This is a genomic window from Sphingomonas sp. Y38-1Y (genome assembly GCF_032391395.1).
GTDB lineage: Bacteria > Pseudomonadota > Alphaproteobacteria > Sphingomonadales > Sphingomonadaceae > Sphingomonas.
Genome location: NZ_CP135916.1, coordinates 1,291,660 through 1,312,967 on the forward strand (window position 1 = coordinate 1,291,660; position 21,308 = coordinate 1,312,967).

The window sequence follows — 21,308 nt, forward strand, 5'->3', positions numbered from 1 at the left end:
CGCCGTCATGCGTTCCCCTTGCCCAACCGGCACAGGAGCGCATGATGGCGAGCAACCCTCCCGAAGATTACGAGACCGGCGCGCGTGACGAACCCGGCAAGACCGACACGAACCCCGCCGGGGTCTCGACGCCCGAACCCGCCGAGGGATCGGACGACACCCCAGGCGGCGGCGTCCAGTCCCCCGGACACAATGACGCGACCGACGATCCCGCCAGCAACGGGGCCTGATCGCCCCGTCACGCTGGCGGTCGTCACCGGCGCGCACGGCGTGCGCGGCGAGGTGCGGCTGAAGATCTTCGCCGACGACCTTGCCGCGCACCGCGTGTTCAACGGCGGTGCGCTGAAGCTGGAAAGCCTGCGCAACGGCGTGGCGCGCCTGTCCGGCGTGGCCGACCGGACGGCGGCGGAAGCGATGCGCGGCACCGCCTTGACGGTGCCGCGGTCGAGCCTGCCGCCGCTCGAGGACGGCGAATATTATCATGTCGACCTGATCGGCCTCGCCGCCCGCAGCGAGGGCGGCGAGCCGCTGGGCGTCACCGTCGCGGTCGAGAATTACGGCGCGAGTGACGTGGTCGAGATCGAGCGGCCCGACGGCCGCCGCTTCCTCGTGCCGCTCACGCCACAGGCGGTGCCGCACTGGGACGAGCGCGAGTTGGTCGTCGCCGACGCGTTCATCGAATAGAGCGGTGCGCGGCGAGCCGGACGAGGTCGGTCCGCGCTGTCATGTCAGCCAGTACCTCGCGGATCGATCGTTATAATGGCGTGATTAGCGTCGACTTGCCGCACCTCTGCGCTTCGCGTGGCCGTTCGGTGCAGTGAGCGAGGCTCCGGTTTGAGCGAAGGGGGCTTCGGCGACTGGTCCGAGCTTTTCCGCGCCTTCCCACAACATCACGTGCTCCCGCGGAGGCGGGAGCTCAGGGTCAAGCAGTGCGTCGTTTGCGGCTCTAGGCTCCCGCGTTCGCGGGAGCACAGCCTTCATCTCTCGACGGCTGCGGTTCGGTTGGTACCCGGCAATTGCTTGGCGGCGGCAAGTTGAGTGTGCCGAGATGCCCGCAATAAGCCTCTTCCCACTGGGCCCCGGCCTTCGCCGGGGAAGTAGGAAAAAGTTCGTTCTATGAAAGCTGGTGCGGGCGGGGGGACTCGAACCCCCACGGGCTGTTCAGCCCACCGGATTTTCATACCCGCCACGGCTTTCGCCGCCGCGGCGCCGGATGGCGCGCGCGTTCGGGGTCTGGACTATCCCTTCGCCATGCCCATGACCGGGGTTAGGCGCCGCCCGTCTAGTCTCTACACCTTCCCGGCAGCGTGTGGCCGCCGGGCTTGGCTCGGGATCGCCATCTGACAGGGTTCCCCGAATTTGAGCGGTTCTACGTCCCCGATTTCCCGGGGCGCACTCAATCCTTGCGTCAAGTCCGTTGCGTCTACCGATTTCGCCACGCCCGCATGCCGCGCGACCGCCATAAGCCGACGGACGCGCAAGGCAAGCTACTCGGCGACGTTCAGCCGCTCGCGCATTTCCTTGCCGGGCTTGAAATAGGGGACGCGCTTGGCGTCGACGGGGACGACCTCGCCCGTGCGCGGGTTGCGGCCAGTGCGCGCGTCGCGCGCGCGAGTCGAGAAGGCACCGAAGCCGCGAAGCTCGACGCGGCCGTCCTCGGACAGGCGCGTGCTGATCTGGTCGAAGAAGATGTTGACGATGCGCTCGACGTCGCGAACGGCCAGGTCCGGATTGTCGCGGACCAGAAGCTGCACCAGTTCGGAACGGATCATTCGCCTAAAACCCCCGCGGTCGCCGGCTTGAATCGTGCCGGGTCGACTCTGATAAACGGGGACAATCTAGCGCAAGGACCTGATTTCGATCAATCTAAATGCGCCAACGGGTTGTCTCGCAGCGCTCATCATTTGGGGTGAAATGGCGGCCGGGACGTGCCCGACCGCCAATTCTATCCGCTTAGCGACCTTCGCCGCGAGCCTTGAGCGCCTCGCCCAGGATGTCGCCGAGCGACGCACCCGAGTCGGACGAGCCGTACTGCGCGACCGCCTGCTTCTCTTCGGCGATCTGCATCGCTTTGATCGAGAAGGTCGGCTTCTTCGAGCGGTCGAAGCCGGTCACCAGCGCGTCGAACTTCTGGCCGACCTGGAAACGCTCCGGACGCTGCTCGTCGCGGTCGCGGCCCAGATCGGTGCGCTTGATGAAGCCGGTGACGCCGTCGTCGCCCGACTGGACCTCGAGGCCCGCATCGCGGACTTCGAGCACGGTCACGGTGACGATCTCGTTCTTGCCAACGCGGCTGCCGCCGCCGGCCGCCGCACCGCCCGCGACGGGGGCGCCGCGCTCGAGCTGCTTCATGCCGAGCGAGATACGCTCCTTGTCGGCCTCGACCGCGAGCACGATCGCCTTGACGACCTCACCCTTGCGATGGAGCGCCAGCGCGTCCTCGCCCGAGATGCCCCACGCGATGTCGGACATGTGGACCATGCCGTCGACGTCGCCGTCCAGGCCGATGAACAGGCCGAACTCGGTGGCATTCTTGACTTCGCCCTCGACTTCGCTGCCGACCGGGTGCGCCTCGGCGAAGCGCTCCCACGGGTTCTGCTGAGCCTGCTTGAGGCCGAGCGAGATGCGGCGCTTGTCCTGATCGACCTCGAGCACGACGACTTCGACTTCCTGCGAGGTCGAGACGATCTTGCCCGGATGGACGTTCTTCTTGGTCCACGACATCTCGCTGACGTGGACGAGACCCTCGATACCCGGCTCAAGCTCGACGAACGCACCATATTCGGTGATGTTCGTGACGCGGCCCGACAGCTTGGCGCCGACCGGATACTTCGCGCCCGCGCCATCCCACGGATCGCTCTCGAGCTGCTTCATACCGAGCGAGATGCGCTGCGTGTCGCGGTTGATGCGGATGATCTGCACCTTCACCGTGTCGCCGATATTCAGCATCTCCGACGGGTGGCCGACGCGCTTGTAGCTGAGGTCGGTGACGTGGAGCAGGCCGTCGATGCCGCCCAGGTCGACGAACGCACCGTAATCGGTGATGTTCTTGACGACGCCGTCGATGATCTGGCCCTCGGCCAGGCTCTGGATCAGGCCCGAACGTTGCTCGGCGCGCGTCTCTTCGAGGACGGCGCGGCGCGACACGACGATGTTGCCGCGCTTGCGGTCCATCTTCAGGATCTGGAAGGGCTGGGGCAGGTCCATCAGCGGGGTGACGTCGCGCACGGGGCGGATGTCGACCTGCGAACCCGGCAGGAACGCGACGGCGCCCGACAGGTCGACGGTGAAGCCGCCCTTGACGCGGCCGAAGATCACGCCCTCGACGCGGTTGCCCTGGCTGAACTCGAGCTCGAGCTTGTCCCAGGCCGCTTCGCGGCGGGCGCGGTCGCGCGACAGCATCGCTTCGCCATTGGCGTTCTCGACGCGGTCGACATAGACCTCGACCTCGTCGCCGACCTTGAGCTCGGCCTTCTGGCCCGGCGCGGCGAATTCGCGCAGCGGCACGCGGCCTTCGGACTTCAGACCGACGTCGATGACGGCCAGGTCGTTCTCGATGGCGGTGACGGTGCCGTGGACGACGCGGCCTTCAAAGCTGTCGGCACCGCCGAACATGTCGTCGAGCATCGCGGCGAAATCGTCGCGGGTGGGGTTGGTAGCCATGGGTTGGAGTTGATCCTCGATATTGACGTTTTCCGGCCAGCCGGTTGGGTCCGGCGGTCTTTGGGCCAGAACGCCGTCGCGGCCGAATGCCGCCACGGCATCCGCGCGAACATCGGATCGGCGGACGAAGGGCTCTCGATCGCGTCTGTGATGCGATAGGGGCGCTGTCGGGCCATCGCCCCGCGCCGCTCCGCCGCCGAGCCTATACTCGTCGGACGGTCGCGCGCATAGACGGGTCAGGGCAAAAGGGCAAGCGCGGCATCGCTTTGGCGGGTCCGCGAGTTAAGCCGCGCGATCAGGTTTCAGGGGAGCGACCAGCATGACGATCATCGTCCACCACCTCGAAAATTCGCGCTCGCAGCGGGTGCTGTGGCTGCTCGAGGAACTGGGCCTGCCGTACGAGGTCAAGCGGTACGAACGCAACAAGGTGACGATGCTCGCCCCGCCCGAGCTGAAGCGCATCCATCCGCTCGGCAAATCGCCGGTGATCGAGGATGTCGCGGCGGCGGGCGGCGACCGGGTGGTGGTGGCGGAGACGGGCGCGATCGTCGAATATCTGGTCCAGAAATGCGACGGCCGGCTGGGCACGCCCGCGCGGCGCGAAGACGTGCTCCGCTATCGCTTCTTCCTCCATTATGCCGAAGGGTCGGTGATGCCGCCGTTGCTCGTAAAGCTGGTGCTGAGCAAGGTGCCGCTGCTCGGCAAGGTGGCGATGAAGCGCATCCAGCCGATGATCGACGTCCACCTCGACTATATCGAGGCGGAATTGGTGAGCCGGTCCTGGTTCGCCGGCGACCAGTTCACAGCGGCGGACATCATGATGAGCTTCCCGCTGGAAGCGGCCCGCAGCCGCGGCGGGCTGGACGAGAGCCGGCCTGCGACCATTGCGTGGCTGCAGAAGGTCCACGCGCGGACGGCGTACCAGGCGGCGCTGGCGAAGGGCGGGCCGTATGCGTTTGCTTGAGGGAGCGCGGCGCCCCCATATCCGTCACCCCGGACTTGTTCCGGGGTCCACCTGTCCGCGTACCGGAGCCTTGAGCGGCTCCAGCCCGAAACCAACCGCCAGATCATGCCATTCCGGATTGTCGCGCTCGATCAGGTTGCGCTTCCAGTCGCGCCGCCAGCGTTTGATCTGCTTTTCACGCAGGATCGCGGCTTCCATCGTCTCGGCGACGTCGAACCAGACAAGGCGGGTTCACACCATATCGCTTGGTGAAGCCGTCGAATGTGCCTTCGCTATGCTGGATGACCCGCGCGAGCAGGTCGGACGTCACGCCGACGTACAATACGCCGTTCGCGGCGCTGGCGAGGATGTAGACGCACGGGGTTCGTTCTCTCACTACCCGTCAAGTCTGCCGCCCGGTGGACCCCGGAACAAGTCCGGGGTGACGATATCCTACTCCCCGTATCCCCGCTCGACCGAGTCGAGGATGCGGCCGCCGGCCATGAACACCGCGATCGGGCAGACGGCGAACAGGAGCTTGCCGCCGAAGCCGGGATAGTCGTGGAGATAGTGCAGCCCGCGCTCCACCGCGCCGAGGCCGAGGCCATATATGACGACGAACGCCTCGAACTTGGTCTTGATCGTGAACAGGCGGGTGACACGATGGAACATGGCGAAACGCTACGCAAAGTCCGTACCAGCCGCAGAAAACCTCCGTTCCGGCGTTACCGGAGAGGGTTAACTGTCAACTAATTCGACAAGCTCCAGCGCCTCCAGCAGCGCACGGCGGGCCGCCACAATGCCGGCGATCAGCGCCGGGTCGGCGATGTCGTCGGCGCCGATCGCTTCGGGCCAGTGCGCCTCGACCACCGCGGCGATGCGGTCGAGCCTCGCTTCGTCCAGCAGGAAGCGCGGGTCGATCGTCGCGGGATCGGCGACAACGCGAAGGCGCAGGCAGGCGGGGCCGCCGCCGTTCGCCATCGACTGGCGGACATCGACCACCTCGACCCGCCGGACCGCGCCATTGCCGGCAAGGTGGTCCTGGAGCCAGGCCCACACCGCCGCATTGTCGCGCGCCTCGGTCGGGACGATCAGCGTCGGCTGGCCATCGGGCGGCGTCACGAGCTGCGCGTTGAAGAGGTAGGAGCCGATCGCGTCGGCCAGGGTGAGGCGGTCGGCGGGCACCTCGACGATCTCGACCTCCGGCATCAGGCGAGTGAGGTCGGCGTAGAAGGCCTCGCGATCGGCAAAGGCGTGTTCGTGCGCGAACAGCACGCGTTCGTTGGCGACGGCGACGACGTCGTTGTGGAACGCGCCCGCCGCAATCGCCGCCTCGGACTGCTGGACGAACAGCGTGCGCGCGGGGTCGAGGCCGTGGGCGCGTACGACCGCTTCGCTCGCCTCGCGATGCTGGCGCGCGGGGAAGGGACCGCCCGACACGCCATAGACGAACACCTCGACACCCGGCTCGCCGTGACGCGGGCAGAGGCGCATGTGGTTGGCCGCACCCTCGTCACCGAACGGGGCGGGGACGGGGCCGTGCACCGCGAAAGCCGGGTGCGCGAAGGCGAGGCGGAGCTGCGCGAGCGTGCCGGGCCACTCATGGCTGCGATGCGGCATCGTCACCAGATTCGCGACCGACAGGTGGCAGCGCCCGTCCGCGGTGTCCGGTGCGGGCGAGACCGTGGCGGCATTGGCCGCCCACATCGGCGAGGCCGACAGCGCCTGTGCGCGCAGGTGCGGCGCGGCGCGGTCGTAATCCGTCGAGAGGCTCGCCAGCCAGCGATGGTCGGGGCGGGCGTGCGGCAGGAAGATGCCCTGGGTCAGCCCGAGCGCGAGATTGGCGCGCATCTTGGCAATGCCCTGAAGCGCGGCGGCGCGCGGCTGCGACACCGCGCCCGCATTGCGCGTGGCGGCAAGATTGCCCGGCGACAGGCCCGCATAATTGTGGCTGGGCCCGATCAGCCCGTCGAAGTTGATTTCGGTGAGGGCCATGTCAGCGCTCCACATGCGTGACGGTATCGCCCGCGGCGACGCCGAGCACCTCGGCACAGCCGGGGTCGAGCGTCACGCCGCCCTTGCCCCCCGCGATCCGGCCGAACGCGCAGCGGAAATCCGCCAGCCGGCCCGTCGCCACAAGCTTGGCGTCGCCGCCCTCCGCCAGCGCGGTGACGGGCGCGGCGGTCGCCTCGCGGATGCTCTTCACGGCGTCGGTGCGTGCGGTCATGGTGGGGCCGCCGTCGAAAATGTCGACATAGCCGTCATGGCTGAAGCCCTCGCCCTCCAGCATCCGCATCGCCGCGCGGCCGGACGGGTGGGGCAGGCCGATCGCGGCGCGGGCCGTCTCCGTCAGCATGGCGATGTAGATGGGGTGCTTGGGCATCAGGTCGGCGATGAACTGGTTGCCGTGCGTCGCATTGAATTCGTCCGCCGCCTGGAAGTTCATGCCGAAGAAGCGGCCAGCCACCCCGTCCCAGAAGGGCGATCCGCCCGCCTCGTCGATCACGCCGCGCAGCTCGGCGAGGATACGGTCGGCAAAGCGCGCGCGATGCATCGCGACAAACAGGTAGCGGCTGCGCGCGAGCAGCATGCCCAGCCCCCCGGCACGCTCGCCGGGATGGAGGAACAGCCCGCCGACCTCGCTCGATCCCTCCAGATCGTTGACGAGGTTGAGCGTCTCCGAGCGGAAGGTGCGGCCGAGCTCCTCGCTCCGCTTGGTGATGGTGCCGATGCGATAGCTGTAGAAGGGCCAGCGCTGTCCGACCTGGGTGAAGATCTGGCAGGTGCCGCGCACTTCGCCGGTCGCGGCATTTTCGAGAATGAGCACGTAGAGGTCGTCGCGCAGCGCATCGTCGGTTCGTCCGAACGCCTCGTGGCTGCGTTCCAGCTTGGCGCGCAGCGCCGGCCTGTCGGGGGGCAGGTTGGTGAAGCCGCCGCCGGTCAGCTTGGCCATCTCGTAGAGTGGCTGGAGATCCTCGTCGCGGGCAGCGCGGATGCGGAAGCTCATGGGCGGCCCCGCTCGGCGATGCGCAAGATCGTCAGCGCCGACAGGGCGGCGCGCTCGGGCAGGCTTTCGGGAATGAGGAATTCCTCGCTCGAATGGATGGCGCCGCCGCGCGCGCCCATGGTGTCGATGACGGGCACGCCGCACGCCGCGATGTTGTTGCCGTCGCAGACCCCGCCCGACGCCTTCCACGCGATCGGAATACCGAGGTCTTCGCCGACCTGTCCGACGAGTGCGAACAGCCGCTCGGCACCGGCGTCGAGCGGCTTGGGCGGGCGATTGAAGCTGCCGTGAAGGTCGATGCGGACGTCGTGCGCGGCGGCCACGGCGGCCATCGCGGCGTCGAGCGCGGCCTGCGCCTCGGCGATGGCGGCGGTGTCGCGCGGGCGGAAATTGACGCGCAGGATCGCGTGTTCGGGTACGACGTTGTTCGGCCCGCCGCCGTCTATGCGCGCGGGATTGACGCTCAGCCCCTCGCGCCCGGCCTGTGCCAGCCGGAGCGCGAGGTCGGCGGCGGCGACGATCGCGTTGCGGCCGTCCTGCGGGTTGCGGCCGGCATGGGCGCTGCGGCCGCTGACGACGATCGAGAAATTGCCCGTCCCGCCGCGCGCGCCCGCCAGCGTCCCGTCGGCAAGCGCGGGTTCGTAGGTGAGCGCCGCGACCTTGCCGCGCGCCAGATCCGCGATCAGCGCCGACGACGACAGCGAGCCCGTTTCCTCGTCCGAGTTGATGAGCACGTCATAGCCGATGCGGGGGGCAAGCGGGCTCGCCTCCACCGCCTTCAGCGCGGCGAGCATCAGCGACAGCCCACCCTTCATGTCGGCCGCGCCCGGCGCGTTGATCGCACCGTCCGCGCGCCGCGTCAGCGACTGGAACGGATGGTCGGCGGGATAGACAGTGTCCATGTGGCCGGTGAACAGCATCTGCACCGGCGCGTCCGGGCGGACGGTCAGGTGCAGGTGGCGGCCATGATCGATCGCGACGACGCGGCCGTCGGGCTCGACCGCCTCGACGGGTTCGGGATCGACCATGCGGAGCGTCCCGGGCAGCGCGGAAAAGGCGTCGGCGAGCGCCGCGCCCATCGCCGAAACGCCGCTGAGGTTGCGCGTGCCCGAGTTGATCGCGCACCACCCCTCGATCTGTTCCAGCATCGGCGCGGCGGCGACGTGCCCGACGGCAGTGCGCTCAACCTCGATCAATCTCTCCATCCCCGGCTGGTAGCCGAGCGATCCCGGCGCGTCACCCCCGGGGCGTTGCATGGCGGCTGCTTCATGTTAGCCTCCGCTCCGGGAAATGGGGGGCCGACATGATCGGGTGGATGGCGGCGGCATGGGTGCTGGCGGGGCCGCAGGCGGCGGTGCCGAGCCCGGCGGAACGCGCGCAGGAACAGGGTGCGGCATCGGCCTGGATCGCCAGCGATGGCCGCCGCTTCGAGCCCGGCATGCCGACCGAGGCCGACCTCGCGCCCCTGGTGACGCGGCTCAAGGGCACCAAGGTGATCGGCATCGGCGAGGCGACGCACGGCACGCACGAGGATCAGGCGTTCAAGGCCGAACTCGTCAAGGCGCTGGTGCGCGCCGGCGCCATCGATGCCGTCGCGATCGAATGCAACCGGACCGCGGGGCGCGGCTTCGACCGCTATGTGACGTTGGGCGAGGGCGATCCGGCGGCGCTGATCCGCGCGCCGGGCTTCTTCTCGATCTGGCGCAACGACGAATTTGGCGGGCTGCTCCTGTGGCTGCGCGCGTGGAACCAGAGGGCCGACAAGCCGATCCGCATGTTCGGCATCGACGTTCAGGAAAGCGGGACCGACGCGGCGTTCGCGCTCCGGGTGCTCGGCCGCCGCGACCGCGGCAAGGCGGAGGCTCTGCGCAAGCGGCTGGCGCCGATCCTGCCGGGCGCCGACGGCAAGACGCCGTTCCTCTACGACTGGGTGAAAACGGCGGACGCGGCGACGATGACCGCCTTGCTCGCCGCCGCTGCGGATCTGGAAAACGCCTTTGGCGAGGCACCCGCTGGTGCGCGCGCCGATCCCGACGTCGACGAGGCGCGGTTCGCCGCACGCGCCGCATCGCAGGGGCTGGTGGCGTTCGAGTTCGACCGCGCCGGCGTCGACAGGAAGACGATCCCCGTCGAATATTGGGGTCGCCGAGACCGGTCGATGGCGCGCAACCTGATCGATCGCGTCGGTGGCGGTCGCGCGGCGTTCTGGGCACAGAACGGCCACGTCCTCTGGTCGCTGCCGCAATGGGAGCCGCAGGGCTATGTCTCGACGGGCATCGTGCTGCGCCGCGAGCTGGGGCGAGCCTATCAGGCGGTGGGCTTCACCTGGTCGCGCGCGGTCGTTCGCGCGGTCAGGCTGACCGATGGCAAGCCCGACCCCAAGCCTGCCGAACGGCGGTTCAGCGATCTCCCGCTCGTCAACGACCGGCCGGGCGACATGGGAGCCGCCTTCACGCCGGCAAGGGGTGATGCGCTCTGGATCGACATGGCGAAGCGCCCACGGGGCGCCGCGATCGATCGCTGGGCGGCACGGCCGACCTGGTGGGGCGTCATCGGCTGGGGCGTCGACCCAGCGACGTTCCAGACCGACGCCGAACCCGACAACCCGCCCGATGCGGGGTACGACATCGTCGTCTGGCACCGGAAGATGACGCCGTCCCGGACGTGGCCGGGCGCGATGAGCGGCTCGTGACGCGCGGCCAACTGGCGCCCGCCGCGGCGCTTTGCTAGCAGGCGCGGCGATGGCCACCGATCTCGACGATCCGCTCGATAACCCGCCCATCGGCATCCTCGACGCGCCGTTCGACAGTGCGCTGTCCGAACGATACCTCGTCTATGCGATGTCGACGATCACCGCGCGGTCGCTGCCCGACGTTCGCGACGGGCTGAAGCCGGTGCATCGCCGCCTGCTCTGGGCGATGCGGCTGCTGCGGCTGGATCCCGCCTCCGGTTACAAGAAGTGTGCGCGCGTCGTCGGCGACGTGATCGGCAAATACCATCCGCATGGCGACCAGTCGGTCTATGACGCGATGGTCCGCCTGGCGCAGACCTTTGCCCTCCGCTACCCGCTGGTCGACGGGCAGGGCAATTTCGGCAACATCGACGGCGATAACGCCGCCGCCTATCGCTATACCGAGGCGCGGCTGACGCAGGTCGCGATCGACCTGATGGCGGGGCTGGACGAGGACGCGGTCGATTATCGCCCGACCTATAATGGCGAGGAGCAGGAGCCCGAGCTGTTCCCGGGCATGTTCCCCAATTTGCTGGCGAACGGCGCGAGCGGCATCGCGGTCGGCATGGCGACGAGCATCCCGCCGCACAATGCCGCCGAGCTGCTCGACGCCGCGGTGATGCTGATCGACCAGCCCGAGGCCGATGATGCGGCGGTGCTGGCGCATGTGCGAGGGCCGGACTTTCCGACCGGCGGCATCGTCGTCGACAGCCCGGCGGCGATCGCCGAAAGCTATGCCACCGGGCGCGGCGGCTTTCGCGTTCGCGCGCGCTACACGATCGAGCGGGAGAAGGGCGGCGGCTGGCAGGCGGTCGTCACCGAGATCCCGTACGGCGTCCAGAAGGGCAAGCTGATCGAGGCGATCGCCGCGCTCATCAACGACAAGAAGTTTCCGATCCTCGCCGACGTGCGTGACGAGTCCGACGCCGAGATCCGCATCGTCCTGGAGCCGCGCGCACGCACCGTCGATCCCGCGACGCTGATGGACGGGCTCTTTCGCCTGACCGACCTTGAGACGCGAGTGCCGCTCAACCTCAACGTGCTCGATCACCAGCGCACGCCGCGGGTGATGAGCCTGCGCGAGGCGCTGTCGGCCTGGGTCGACCATCAGTTCGTCGTGCTCCGCCGCCGGTCGCAGCACCGGCTGGACAAGATCGCCGACCGGATCGAGCTGCTCGACGGCTATATCATCGCGTTCCTCAACCTCGACCGCGTGATCGAGATCATCCGGACCGAGGACGAGCCCAAGCCCGTGATGATGGCCGAGTTCGGGCTGACCGACCGTCAGGCCGAGGCGATCCTCAACATGCGGCTGCGCTCGCTTCGCCGGCTGGAGGAGATGGAACTGCGCCGCGAGCGCGACACGCTCGACAAGGAACAGGCCGAGCTCACCGCGCTGCTCGCCAGCGAGGGCAAGCAGCGGACGCGGCTGAAGCGCGACATGAAGAAGCTGCGCGATCGTTATGGGCCGGGGACGGCGCTGGGCGCGCGGCGCACCACGATCGAGGAAGCGGCGCCCGCGCGCGACATCCCGCTGGAGGCGATGATCGAGCGCGAGCCGGTGACGGTGATCGTGTCGCAGCGCGGCTGGATTCGCGCGATGAAGGGCCATGTCGACCTCGCCTCGACCGAGGCGATGAAGTTTCGTGAGGGCGACGGGCCGCGTTTCGCCTTTCACGCGCAGACCACCGACAAGCTGATCGTCGCGACCGAGAGCGGGCGCTTCTATACGCTGGGCGCCGACAAGCTGCCCGGCGGACGAGGGTTCGGCGAGCCCTTGAGCCTGATGATCGACCTGGACGGCGGCGGTGCGATCGTCACCGCGCTGCGGTCGGGCGGCGCGGATGCCAAGCTGCTGGTCGCCGCGAGCGACGGCCGCGGCTTCGTCGTGCGAGAGGGCGACGTGCTGGCGGAAACGCGCAAGGGCAAGCAGGTCGTCAGCCCGCGCACCGGCGCGAAGCTCAAGGTGGTGCGGCGTGTCGCGGTCGGCGACGATTATGTCGCGGCGTCGGGCGACAACCGCAAGCTCGTCGTGTTTCCGCTGAGCGAGGTGGCCGAGATGTCGCGCGGGCAGGGTGTGCAGCTCCAGCGCTTCCGCGAGGGCGGGCTGGCCGATGCGCGCAGCTTCCGCTTCGCCGATGGTCTTTCCTGGGCAATGGGCGGCGAGGCCGGGCGGATGCGGACCGAAGCCGATCTGTCGGCCTGGCGCGCGGCGCGCGGCGCGGCGGGGCGAACGCCCCCGACCGGGTTCCCGCGGAACAATCGTTTCGACTGATCCATGACTGTTATTCAGGTTTCATTTTGCGGGTGTCGGGTTCAACCGGTCTTAACCACTCGGCCCTAATTCAAGCGACGATGTACCCGGTCGAAGCCCTGACCGTTCCCGAATCGCTCGGCCGCTGGCTGGGCGGTGTCGACCCGCATGCGCACGGCCCTCAGGCGAGCGCGCTGCTGCTCGACATGCTGCCGATCCCCACTGCGATCCTGACGCTGACCGAAGGCGCGCTGGCGTTCGAGGCGGTGAACACGAGCTTTCGCGCGGCCGGACTCGGCGTGGTCGCGGTGCAGTCGCCGCTGGTGCGGCTGCTCGGCGCGCGTATCCTTGCTTTCCTGGCGGCGGACGAGCGCACCGCCGAATTCGACTGGCAATTCGGCGAGCGTGTGGATTGCCGCTATTTCTCGGTCCGCATGGCCAAGCCGCCCGTCGTCGGCGGGGCGCCGCGCTGCCTGTTGACCTTGCTCGACCGGACGGGCCAGTTCCGCACCGAACACAGCCTTCGCCGCGAGATGATGACGGACAGTCTGACCGGGCTGCCCAATCGCGCCGGCTTTGCCGACCAACTCGAGAACGCGATTGCCGAGCGGGCGCGCGAAAGCTTTGCGGTGCTGGCGATCAATCTCGACCGCTTCAGCCGCGTCAATGCGTGCATGGGCGGCCTTGCCGGCGACGAGCTGCTCATTTCGGTCGCGCGGCGGCTGAAGGGAGCGCTGCGCGCGCGCGACATCATCGCGCGCACGGGCGGCGACGAGTTCGCGATCCTGATGGCCATCGACGACGGCCCGGCTGAGGCGCTGCAACTCGCGCATCGGCTGGAGAACGCGCTGGTCAGCCCGTTTCGTCTTTCCGACTTCGAGATCCGCGTCGACTGCTCGATCGGCATCGCGCTCGGCACCGATGAAGAGGGCGAGGCCGAGGAGCTGATCCGTCACGCCCAGTTCGCGGTCAAGCGCGCGAAGAAGTCGGGCCATGTCGAAATCTATCAGACTCAGGCCTTCGACATCGCGCGCCAGCAATTCGGCATCGAGACCGAGCTTCGCCGCGCGATCGATGCGGGGGCGCTCCGGCTCTACATGCAGCCGATCTGTGATCTTGCCACCGGCCGCATCACCTCGTTCGAGGCGCTGGCGCGCTGGACGACCGAGCGCGGGCAGGAGATTTCGCCTGCCGACTTCATCCCCGTGGCGGAGGAAGCGGGGCTGATCGTCCCGCTGGGCCGCTGGGCGATGAACGAGGCGGCGCGGACGCTCGCCGACTGGGACGCAAAGGCGGGCGGCAATTGCGGCGTCAACGTCGCGGTCAACCTGTCGGCGATCCAGCTTCAGCGCGATCAGGTCGCGACGATGGTGGGTCAGGCGCTGGCGCGCCACGGCCTGGATGGTCGGCGGCTGACGCTGGAGCTGACCGAAAGCGCGATCGTCGCCGATCCCGACGGCGTGTCGCACACCATCCGCGCGCTCAAGGACCTGGGCACGACGCTGGCGATGGACGATTTCGGCACGGGCTATTCGAACCTCGCCTTCCTCCAGCGGTTGCCGATCGACCTGCTCAAGATCGATCGGAGTTTCGTGTCCGGGATGCTCGCCGATCGCGACAAGGTGGCGATCGTCCGCGCAATCCTCGGCTTGGCACAGGCGCTGGGGATGCAGACGACCGCCGAGGGGATCGAGACGCCGGAGCTTGCACAGACGCTGGCGGCGCTCGGCTGCGGCTATGGCCAGGGCTATCTCTATGCCCGGCCGCTACCGTCCGATCAGGCGTTCCGGCTGCTATCCTCGTTCAACGTCTGAGCCACCGCGGCGTCGGTCAGCGCCGCCAGCCGATCCTCGCCGGGAAAGCCCTCGGCGACCCACGCGTCCTCGATCCGCCTGAGCGTCGCGGCGACGAGCGGTCCCTTGCGGATGCCGCGCTCGACCAGCGCGCCGCCGGTGAGCGGGAAGCGCGGTAGGCTCCAGTCGGCGAGCGGCTCGACCGACGCGCCGGCAAGCAGCAGCCGATCGACCGCGGCATCGACGCTGATGCGATAGGCGAGCGTGCGCGGGTCGCTGCCGTCGTGCGGCACCGCGGCGCTTTCCAGTCGTTTGCGCTGGGCGTTGGAGAGGCGGAGCCGCGCGGCGATGTCGCCGGCGGTTGCCGAATCGGCGGGGATCAGCGCGGCCAGCCGACGGATCGCGTGCGGCGCGATGCCGGCCGCCGCCTCGCGCTCGGCGAGCGCGGCGAGGCGGGCGGTGTCCGCGATCTCGGGCAGCACCGGCGCGAAGATGCCGCGCTCGACCATCAGCGCCGCGACCCAGACCGCTCCCGGCGCGACCAGCAGCTTCAAAAGCTCGTCGGCGATCCGCTCCCGCGACAACGCCATCAGGTCGCGGGCGCGGGCGGTGCACGCGGCGAGGCCGGCGGGCTCGGGCGTATCGCCGAACCGCGCGAGGAAGCGGAAGAAGCGGAGGATGCGAAGGTGATCCTCGGCGATGCGCTGGAGCGGGTCGCCGATGAAGCGCACGCGCCGCGCGGCAAGGTCGTCGAGACCGCCGAAATAGTCGAACAACTCGCCCGTCGTGGGATCGGCATAGAGCGCGTTCATCGTGAAGTCGCGGCGCGCGGCATCCTCGCGCCAGTCGTCGCTGAACGCGACGGTGGCGTGGCGGCCATCGGTGGACACGTCGCGGCGAAGCGTCGTCACCTCGACCGGGCCATCGGGCAGGACCGCCGTGATGGTCCCATGGGCGATGCCGGTGGGCACCGCGCGGATGGCGGCGGCAGCCAGGCGCTCGACCACGGTTTCGGGCCGGTGCCGGGTCGCAAGGTCGAGGTCGGCAACGGGCAGGCCGAGCAGCGTATCGCGCACCGCCCCGCCGACGATGCGCACGTCGCCGGCGCCGAGCGCCTCGATCAGCCCGCCGAACCCCTCACGCCCCGCCCAGGGCGCGGTCGCCGGGTCGATCTGCGTCATGCCAGCCGCCGGGCGAGGTTGGCGATCATCGCCGCGGTCGCGCCCCAGATGCGCTCGCCGCCCCAGTTGATCTCCATCACCCGCCGCATCTCCCCGCGCCACGGCATGTCGCGCCACTCGCGGCTGGCCGGATCGAGCAGGAAGGCGAGCGGCGGCTCGAAGATCGCCGCGACCTCGCCGGGCTGCGGGACGAGCGGCAGGTCGGGGGGCACCACGGCGAGCACCGGCGTGACCGCAAAGCCGGTGATCGTGCGATAGGGATCGGCGACCCCCACCACCTCTACCATTGCGGGGGGCAGGCCGATCTCCTCCTCCGCCTCGCGCAGCGCCGCGGCGATGATGTCGGCGTCACCCGGATCGACCCGGCCGCCGGGAAAGGCGACCTGGCCGGCATGGCGCGACAAGCTGTCGGTGCGGCGGGTGAGCAGGACACCGGGTTCGGACCGGTCGGTGATCGCGATCAGCACCGCGGCGGGCATCGGGTCGCCCGGATGGTCGACGATCGCGTCTCCCGGAATCGGCGGCTCGCCATCGGCCGGCGCCCGCGCCAGTGCCGCGGCCAGCCGCTCGGCCAGCGTCACGCCGCCGCCGCGCCGTTCCCGGCGTCGATGGGAAAGAAGGCGCCGTCGCTCCAAATGCCGGGCGCCACCGCGCTATTGGCGAGCGCGATGTCGACTAGCTCGTAATAGACGGTGCGCGCGACCAGCGCTTCCAGCCCGCCGCGCACGTGCAGATAGGGGCGTGGCCCCTCCGCCCCGTTCTCGAAGCGGAGCGGATGGTTGGGCCCGGCGGTGACGAGGTCGCCGGTGTTCAGGCGGAAGGCGATCTTCATCGCCTCGCCAGCGCCTTCCGCCTTCATCTCGACCGCGACGAAGGGCGCGTCCTCGACCGCGATGTCCAGCTTCTCGACCGGGGTGACCAGCACATAGCCGCCATCGGGTTCGCGCCGCAGGATGGTGGAGAACAGGCGCACCATCTCCGTCCGCGTGATCGGGCTGCCCTGGTGCGTCCAGCTGCCGTCGCGGGCGATCCGCATCTCGCTGTCGCCGCAATGCGCGGGGTTCCACTTGTCGACCGGCGGCAGCTTGTCGGCTTCGGCGAGCCGGGCGATGTCGGCGAGCGAAAGGCCGGCGAGGTCGGGTTGGGAGGGCATCGGCATGGTCGTCCTGCGTTTGGTTCGCCCGCGCGCGATTGGCAAGCCGCGATGCGCCGAACCGGGACGGGTGTATGGTTCGACAAACACACTTGCATGGCGCTATGCAGGCAATCCGACTCGCGTGACTATCCGGGGGGATGACGTTCAGTGGCCGTTCTCGATCTCGACGCCTTTCTACCATATCGCCTCTCAATCGCCTCCAACGTCGTCTCGACCGCGATCGCCACGGTCTATCAATCGATGTTCGGGCTCCGCGTGCCGGAATGGCGGCTCGTCTGCGTGCTGGCGGAGGGCAAGGGGCTGACGCAGCAGGCGCTGGGCGCGCGGACGCAGATGGACAAGGTGACGGTCAGCCGCGCCGCGATCGCCCTCGCCGAACGCGGGCTGGTCGCGCGCGTCCCCAATCCCGGCGACCAGCGGTCGCGCGTGCTCAACCTGACCGATTCGGGCCGCGAGCTCTATGCCGTGGTCGCGCCCAAGGCGCTTGAGATGGAGCGCGCGCTGTTCGCCGAGTTCACCGACGCCGAACGGTCGCAGCTTCGCGACATGCTGCTGCGCATCGAGCAGGCGGTCTGCAAGATCGCGCCCGCGGCCACCAACGACCCGGGTGCGCCCCCGCCCTGAAGGTCCACGCTGACCGCTTGATCGCGGCGACGGCTCGTGCACTATTCGTCAGCCTCCCCAGGCATGATCGACCCATTGCCCGAGGAGCTTTCGATGACCGCCATGACCCCCCGCGCCGACCTGTCGGTGGCCGAGCCGCTCGCGCGCTTTATCGAGGATCGTGTGCTGCCCGATCTGGGCCTCGCGGCCGAGACCTTCTGGTCGGGCGCGGCGGCGATCTTTGCGCGGTTCGCGCCCGACAATCGCGCGCTGCTCGCAAAGCGCGACGCGCTGCAGGGCGAGCTCGACGCCTGGCACGGCGGGCGAGCGGGGCAGGCGATCGATCCGGCGGAATATGAGGCGTTCCTTCGTTCGATCGGCTATCTGGTCGATGAGCCCGCACCGTTCCGCATCGGCACGCAGGGGATCGATCCGGAGGTGGCGACGATCGCCGGGCCGCAGCTCGTCGTGCCTGTGCTCAACGCCCGCTTCCTTCTCAACGCCGCCAATGCGCGCTGGGGCAGCCTCTACGATGCGCTCTACGGCACCGATGCGCTGTCGGGTCCGATCCCGACCGGCGGCTATGACGCGGCGCGCGGCGCGCGCGTGGTCACCGCGGCCAAGGCGTTCCTCGACAAGTTCGTGCCGCTGGCCGACAAGAAATGGGCCGAGCACACGCGCGGGTTCCTCAATCTGAAGGACGCGACCCAGTTCGTCGGCCACCAGGGCGCGAACCTGCTGTTCAAGCATCACGGCCTGCATATCGAGGTGGTGATCGACCGCGAGCATCCGATCGGCGCCACCGATCCGGCGGCGATCGCCGACATCCTCCTGGAAAGCGCGCTCACCACGATCGTCGACCTGGAGGATTCGGTCGCGGCGGTCGACGCCGACGACAAGGTCGCCGCCTATGCCAACTGGCTGGGGCTGATGAAGGGCGACCTTGAGGAGACGTTCGAGAAGGGCGGGGAGACGATCACCCGGGCGCTCAATCCCGACCGCGACTATCAGGTCGGCGACCAGCGCCAGTTCACGCGTCCGGGCCGCAGCCTGTTGTTCGTTCGCAATGTCGGCCTTTTGATGACGACGCCGGCGATCCGGCTGGCCGACGGGGCGGAGGCGCCGGAGGGCGTGCTCGACGCGATCGTCACCTCGCTGATCGGCCTCTACGACCTGCGCGGGCTCGGCCGCACTCGCAACAGCCGCGCGGGATCGATCTACATCGTCAAGCCCAAGCTTCACGGCCCGCAGGAAGCGGCGTTCACCAACGCGCTGTTCGACGCGGTCGAGGATCTGCTCGGCCTCGATCGCCACACGATCAAGATCGGGGTGATGGACGAGGAGCGGCGCACTAGCGCCAACCTGTCCGCCTGCATCCACGCGGTGAAGGACCGCATCGCCTTCATCAACACCGGGTTCCTCGATCGCACGGGCGACGAGATCCACAGCGTTATGGCGGGCGGTGCGGTGATTCCGAAGGGCGAGATGAAGACCGCGGCGTGGCTGCGCGCCTATGAGGACCGCAACGTGCTGATCGGGCTGGAGCACGGCTTTCTCGGCCGCGCGCAGATCGGCAAGGGGATGTGGGCGGCGCCCGACCGCATGGCCGACATGCTGCGTGACAAGCAGGCGCAGTGCGAGGCGGGGGCCTCCACCGCCTGGGTGCCGAGCCCGACCGCGGCGACGCTGCACGCGCTCCACTATCACAATGTCGATGTCGGCGAGCGGCAGGTGCTGCGCCGGGCCGAGACGGTGCCGCTCCTGTCCGTGCTGCTCACCCCGCCGCTCGCCGGCACGCGTGACTGGTCGCGCGAGGAAGTGATGCGGGAGCTCGACAACAATGCGCAGGGCATCCTTGGCTATGTCGTTCGCTGGATCGACCAGGGTGTGGGTTGCTCCAAGGTGCCGGACATCAACGATGTCGGGCTGATGGAGGATCGCGCGACGCTGCGCATCTCGTCGCAGCTCCTGGCCAACTGGCTGAAGCACGGCGTCGCAACCCGGCAAGAGGTCGAGGCGGCGCTGCGGCGGATGGCGGCGAAGGTCGACGCGCAAAATGCCGGCGACCCCTTCTATCAGCCGATGGCGGGCCGCGAGGACGAGAGCCTTGCCTTCCAGGCTGCCCGCGCGCTGGTGTTCGAGGGGGAGACGCAGCCGAGCGGCTATACCGAGCCGCTGCTCCACCGCTTCCGCGCGGAGTCGAAGGCGCGGCGGCACTGAGGGCTCAAGGGAACGGGTGGAGTTTACCGCACCCGTTCCACCACCACGCAGCTTGCATTGTCGCTGCCGTCGCGTGCGACCGCGTTGGCGACCAGCCGATCGGCGCAAGCGGCCGCGCCCAGCGTCGCCGGCGCGTCCCCGGGGGCGAGCGAGCGGTAGCAGCCGTCGGACGCGAGCAGGAAGCGGTCGCCCGGCGCGAAGCTGATCCGCCGCACCTCGATCGCGCCGGGATCACCCGCACCGAGCGCGCGGGTGACGACGTTCGACTGAGGATGCGAATCGGCGTCCGCTGGCGCGACCAGCCCTGCCTCCACCAGCTCGGCGACCAGGCTGTGGTCGCGCGTCAGCCGCATCGGGACGGCGCCCGCCAGACGATAGGCGCGGCTGTCACCGGCCCAGAGGATCGTCGCCAGGTCACCCTCGGCGAGCAGCACGACGATCGTCGTGCCGCCGCCTTCGCCCGCGCGCAGCCGGCGGTCGGCGCGGGCCAGCGCTGTGGTGATCGCGTCGGCGTCGATCCGGCCGGGCCGGCCGGCAAGTTCCGCGAGCGCGTCGATCGCGAGCTGTGCCGCCGCGTCGCCGCGGGCCAGGCCGCCCATGCCGTCGGCGACGGCCCAGAGGCCGCGGTCCGGACGGTCGAGAATGCGGTCCTCGTTGACGCGGCGGACGCGTCCGACATGGCTGGCACCGGCGGAGGCGAAGCCGCGCGGGCGCGGCGTGGCGGCCGGCCGGCGCAGGCGGGCGAGCATCGCGATCATCGCCGCGTCCTCCCCAGGTCGCGTTCGGCCTGGTCGTATCCCTCGACAAAGGCGCGGTCGAGCGCGCCGGGCGGACCGCCCTCGACCTCCGCGGCAAGCGCGGCGTGGCGCTGGACGATCGTCTCCCGAATACCGGCATCGCGGCCCACGAACAGGCCGCGCCTGGCCTCGATCGCCGCGGGATCAAACGCGGCGATCGCCGCGCGCAGGCTTGCCTGGAGCCCGGCGAAGCTGGCGACCAGATGGCGCTTCACATCCTCGAACGACGCCTTCAGCGCGGTGGGTCCGGACAGGAAGCTGCTGGGGCCGGCGAGCAGCAGGTCGATCGCCAGCCGCTGCGACGGCGCCCATTTGAACGGGTTGTTGTTCGCGCCGCCGATCGTCGTGCGCGCCAGGCTGTAGCGCGCACGGGTGCGATCGCGCTCGGCCATCAGGTCGCCGACGCCGAGCACCATCTGGCGATAGAGCGCGCCTGCACGGCGCATGATCTCCTCCGGCTCCTCGCTGGAGAGGAGCGAGGCGTCGAGGCCGGCGCCTTCGCAGAATGCTTCGAGCAGCGACCCCTGGCCCATCGGCGCGACCGGCGCGGCGTCGTGCCAGTCGGCGGGCACCGGCTGCGTCGCGTCGAGCGGCGGCAGCGCGACCAGCGTGCGGTTGGCGTCGCCGTCCTCCGCCTGGCTGAGCGGCGCGCGCGTCGCGACCAGGCGAAAGCGGCCGAGCCGCCACGCCGCGGGTGTCGCGACGACGAGCGGGCAATCCTGCGGCACGCGGTCGCCGCTCGCCTCATCAATCATGCCGTTGGCGCCCAGCGCTTCCAGCGTCAGTCCGCCCGGCCGCACCGTCAGCCGGCAGTGACGACGGGACAGCGCGCAGTCGGGATCGGCGATCGTCCAGTCGGCCTCCGTATCGCGGCCGATCAAGAGCGTGCCGGTATCGAGCAGCCGCGCCTCGACCGGATCGGGGGCGGCGTCGTCCTGATAGAGCTGGAGCAGGTACATG

At 69.5% G+C, this 21,308-nt stretch carries 19 protein-coding genes and 1 pseudogene; 8 read left to right on the forward strand and 12 right to left on the reverse strand.

Features of this window, described 5'->3' with window-relative positions:
- Window positions 1-44 precede the first annotated feature (44 nt).
- Both RS883_RS06135 and rimM read left to right on the forward strand, forming a co-directional pair.
- Window positions 45-230, forward strand: a complete 186-nt coding sequence (locus tag RS883_RS06135; RefSeq protein ID WP_315763812.1) for a hypothetical protein — start codon at window positions 45-47, stop codon at window positions 228-230.
- Window positions 193-684 carry a ribosome maturation factor RimM gene (rimM, locus tag RS883_RS06140; protein WP_315763814.1) on the forward strand — a complete coding sequence of 164 codons (492 nt, stop codon included), beginning with the start codon at window positions 193-195 and terminating at the stop codon, window positions 682-684. Before RS883_RS06135 ends, rimM begins: the two co-directional genes overlap by 38 nt.
- Before the next feature lie 803 nt (window positions 685-1,487).
- On the opposite strand, the gene RS883_RS06145 is transcribed toward rimM, so the two are convergent.
- Window positions 1,488-1,772, reverse strand: coding sequence for an integration host factor subunit beta (locus tag RS883_RS06145; protein WP_315763817.1), 285 nt, complete (start codon window positions 1,770-1,772; stop codon window positions 1,488-1,490).
- A 181-nt stretch (window positions 1,773-1,953) separates the two neighbouring features.
- Window positions 1,954-3,663, reverse strand: a complete 1,710-nt coding sequence (gene rpsA, locus RS883_RS06150) for a 30S ribosomal protein S1 (protein WP_315763819.1) — start codon at window positions 3,661-3,663, stop codon at window positions 1,954-1,956.
- Between the two features lie 319 nt (window positions 3,664-3,982).
- Between rpsA and RS883_RS06155 the strand changes: the two genes are divergently transcribed.
- Complete coding sequence (locus tag RS883_RS06155) at window positions 3,983-4,627, forward strand: glutathione S-transferase (protein ID WP_315763821.1); 645 nt, start codon at window positions 3,983-3,985, stop codon at window positions 4,625-4,627.
- 24 nt (window positions 4,628-4,651) lie between these two features.
- Here RS883_RS06155 and RS883_RS06160 read toward each other — a convergent pair.
- The 5 genes and pseudogenes from RS883_RS06160 to RS883_RS06180 all read right to left on the reverse strand — a co-directional run bounded on the left by RS883_RS06160 (window position 4,652) and on the right by RS883_RS06180 (window position 8,818).
- A pseudogene (locus RS883_RS06160) lies at window positions 4,652-5,003 on the reverse strand (GIY-YIG nuclease family protein).
- A 56-nt stretch (window positions 5,004-5,059) separates the two neighbouring features.
- Complete coding sequence (locus RS883_RS06165; RefSeq protein WP_315763824.1) at window positions 5,060-5,278, reverse strand: hypothetical protein; 219 nt, start codon at window positions 5,276-5,278, stop codon at window positions 5,060-5,062.
- Window positions 5,279-5,344: 66 nt separating this feature from the next.
- Window positions 5,345-6,601, reverse strand: coding sequence for an N-succinylarginine dihydrolase (locus tag RS883_RS06170; protein ID WP_315763826.1), 1,257 nt, complete (start codon window positions 6,599-6,601; stop codon window positions 5,345-5,347).
- A gap of 1 nt (window position 6,602) precedes the next feature.
- Window positions 6,603-7,613 carry an arginine N-succinyltransferase gene (locus RS883_RS06175; RefSeq protein WP_315763829.1) on the reverse strand — a complete coding sequence of 337 codons (1,011 nt, stop codon included), beginning with the start codon at window positions 7,611-7,613 and terminating at the stop codon, window positions 6,603-6,605.
- Window positions 7,610-8,818: a hydrolase gene (locus tag RS883_RS06180; RefSeq protein ID WP_315765000.1), complete on the reverse strand. Its 1,209-nt coding sequence runs from the start codon at window positions 8,816-8,818 to the stop codon at window positions 7,610-7,612. Before RS883_RS06180 ends, RS883_RS06175 begins: the two co-directional genes overlap by 4 nt.
- Before the next feature lie 98 nt (window positions 8,819-8,916).
- Between RS883_RS06180 and RS883_RS06185 the strand changes: the two genes are divergently transcribed.
- The 3 genes from RS883_RS06185 to RS883_RS06195 all read left to right on the forward strand — a co-directional run bounded on the left by RS883_RS06185 (window position 8,917) and on the right by RS883_RS06195 (window position 14,412).
- Window positions 8,917-10,305, forward strand: coding sequence for an erythromycin esterase family protein (locus RS883_RS06185; protein WP_315763831.1), 1,389 nt, complete (start codon window positions 8,917-8,919; stop codon window positions 10,303-10,305).
- A 49-nt stretch (window positions 10,306-10,354) separates the two neighbouring features.
- Window positions 10,355-12,619, forward strand: coding sequence for a DNA topoisomerase IV subunit A (gene parC, locus RS883_RS06190; protein ID WP_315763833.1), 2,265 nt, complete (start codon window positions 10,355-10,357; stop codon window positions 12,617-12,619).
- Window positions 12,620-12,699: 80 nt separating this feature from the next.
- Window positions 12,700-14,412, forward strand: a complete 1,713-nt coding sequence (locus RS883_RS06195; protein WP_409977399.1) for a putative bifunctional diguanylate cyclase/phosphodiesterase — start codon at window positions 12,700-12,702, stop codon at window positions 14,410-14,412.
- Here the strand turns inward: RS883_RS06195 and RS883_RS06200 are convergent.
- The 3 genes from RS883_RS06200 to RS883_RS06210 are packed head-to-tail and all read right to left on the reverse strand — an operon-like array spanning window position 14,376 to window position 16,731.
- Window positions 14,376-15,572 carry a CCA tRNA nucleotidyltransferase gene (locus RS883_RS06200; RefSeq protein WP_315763835.1) on the reverse strand — a complete coding sequence of 399 codons (1,197 nt, stop codon included), beginning with the start codon at window positions 15,570-15,572 and terminating at the stop codon, window positions 14,376-14,378. The two genes, RS883_RS06195 and RS883_RS06200, sit on opposite strands and share 37 nt — an antisense overlap.
- Window positions 15,569-16,153, reverse strand: a complete 585-nt coding sequence (locus RS883_RS06205; RefSeq protein WP_315763836.1) for a CoA pyrophosphatase — start codon at window positions 16,151-16,153, stop codon at window positions 15,569-15,571. Before RS883_RS06205 ends, RS883_RS06200 begins: the two co-directional genes overlap by 4 nt.
- The gene (locus RS883_RS06210) at window positions 16,150-16,731 is read right to left on the reverse strand and encodes a DUF1285 domain-containing protein (RefSeq protein WP_315763839.1); all 582 of its coding nucleotides are present in this window, start codon (window positions 16,729-16,731) and stop codon (window positions 16,150-16,152) included. The genes RS883_RS06205 and RS883_RS06210 overlap by 4 nt, the downstream gene beginning before the upstream one ends.
- Window positions 16,732-16,875: 144 nt before the next feature.
- On the opposite strand from RS883_RS06210, the gene RS883_RS06215 reads away from it, so the two are divergent.
- Together RS883_RS06215 and RS883_RS06220 are read left to right on the forward strand one after the other, a co-directional pair.
- Window positions 16,876-17,352, forward strand: a complete 477-nt coding sequence (locus tag RS883_RS06215) for a MarR family transcriptional regulator (protein WP_315763841.1) — start codon at window positions 16,876-16,878, stop codon at window positions 17,350-17,352.
- Window positions 17,353-17,445: 93 nt separating this feature from the next.
- Entirely contained in the window at window positions 17,446-19,551 is a 2,106-nt protein-coding gene (locus RS883_RS06220) for a malate synthase G (protein WP_315763843.1), read from the forward strand.
- A gap of 23 nt (window positions 19,552-19,574) precedes the next feature.
- Here the strand turns inward: RS883_RS06220 and RS883_RS06225 are convergent, their stop codons facing one another.
- Complete coding sequence (locus tag RS883_RS06225; protein ID WP_315763846.1) at window positions 19,575-20,309, reverse strand: PP2C family protein-serine/threonine phosphatase; 735 nt, start codon at window positions 20,307-20,309, stop codon at window positions 19,575-19,577.
- Window positions 20,306-21,307, reverse strand: coding sequence for a type VI secretion system-associated FHA domain protein (locus tag RS883_RS06230; RefSeq protein WP_315763849.1), 1,002 nt, complete (start codon window positions 21,305-21,307; stop codon window positions 20,306-20,308). The genes RS883_RS06225 and RS883_RS06230 overlap by 4 nt, the downstream gene beginning before the upstream one ends.
- Between the last annotated feature and the right edge of the window lies 1 nt (window position 21,308).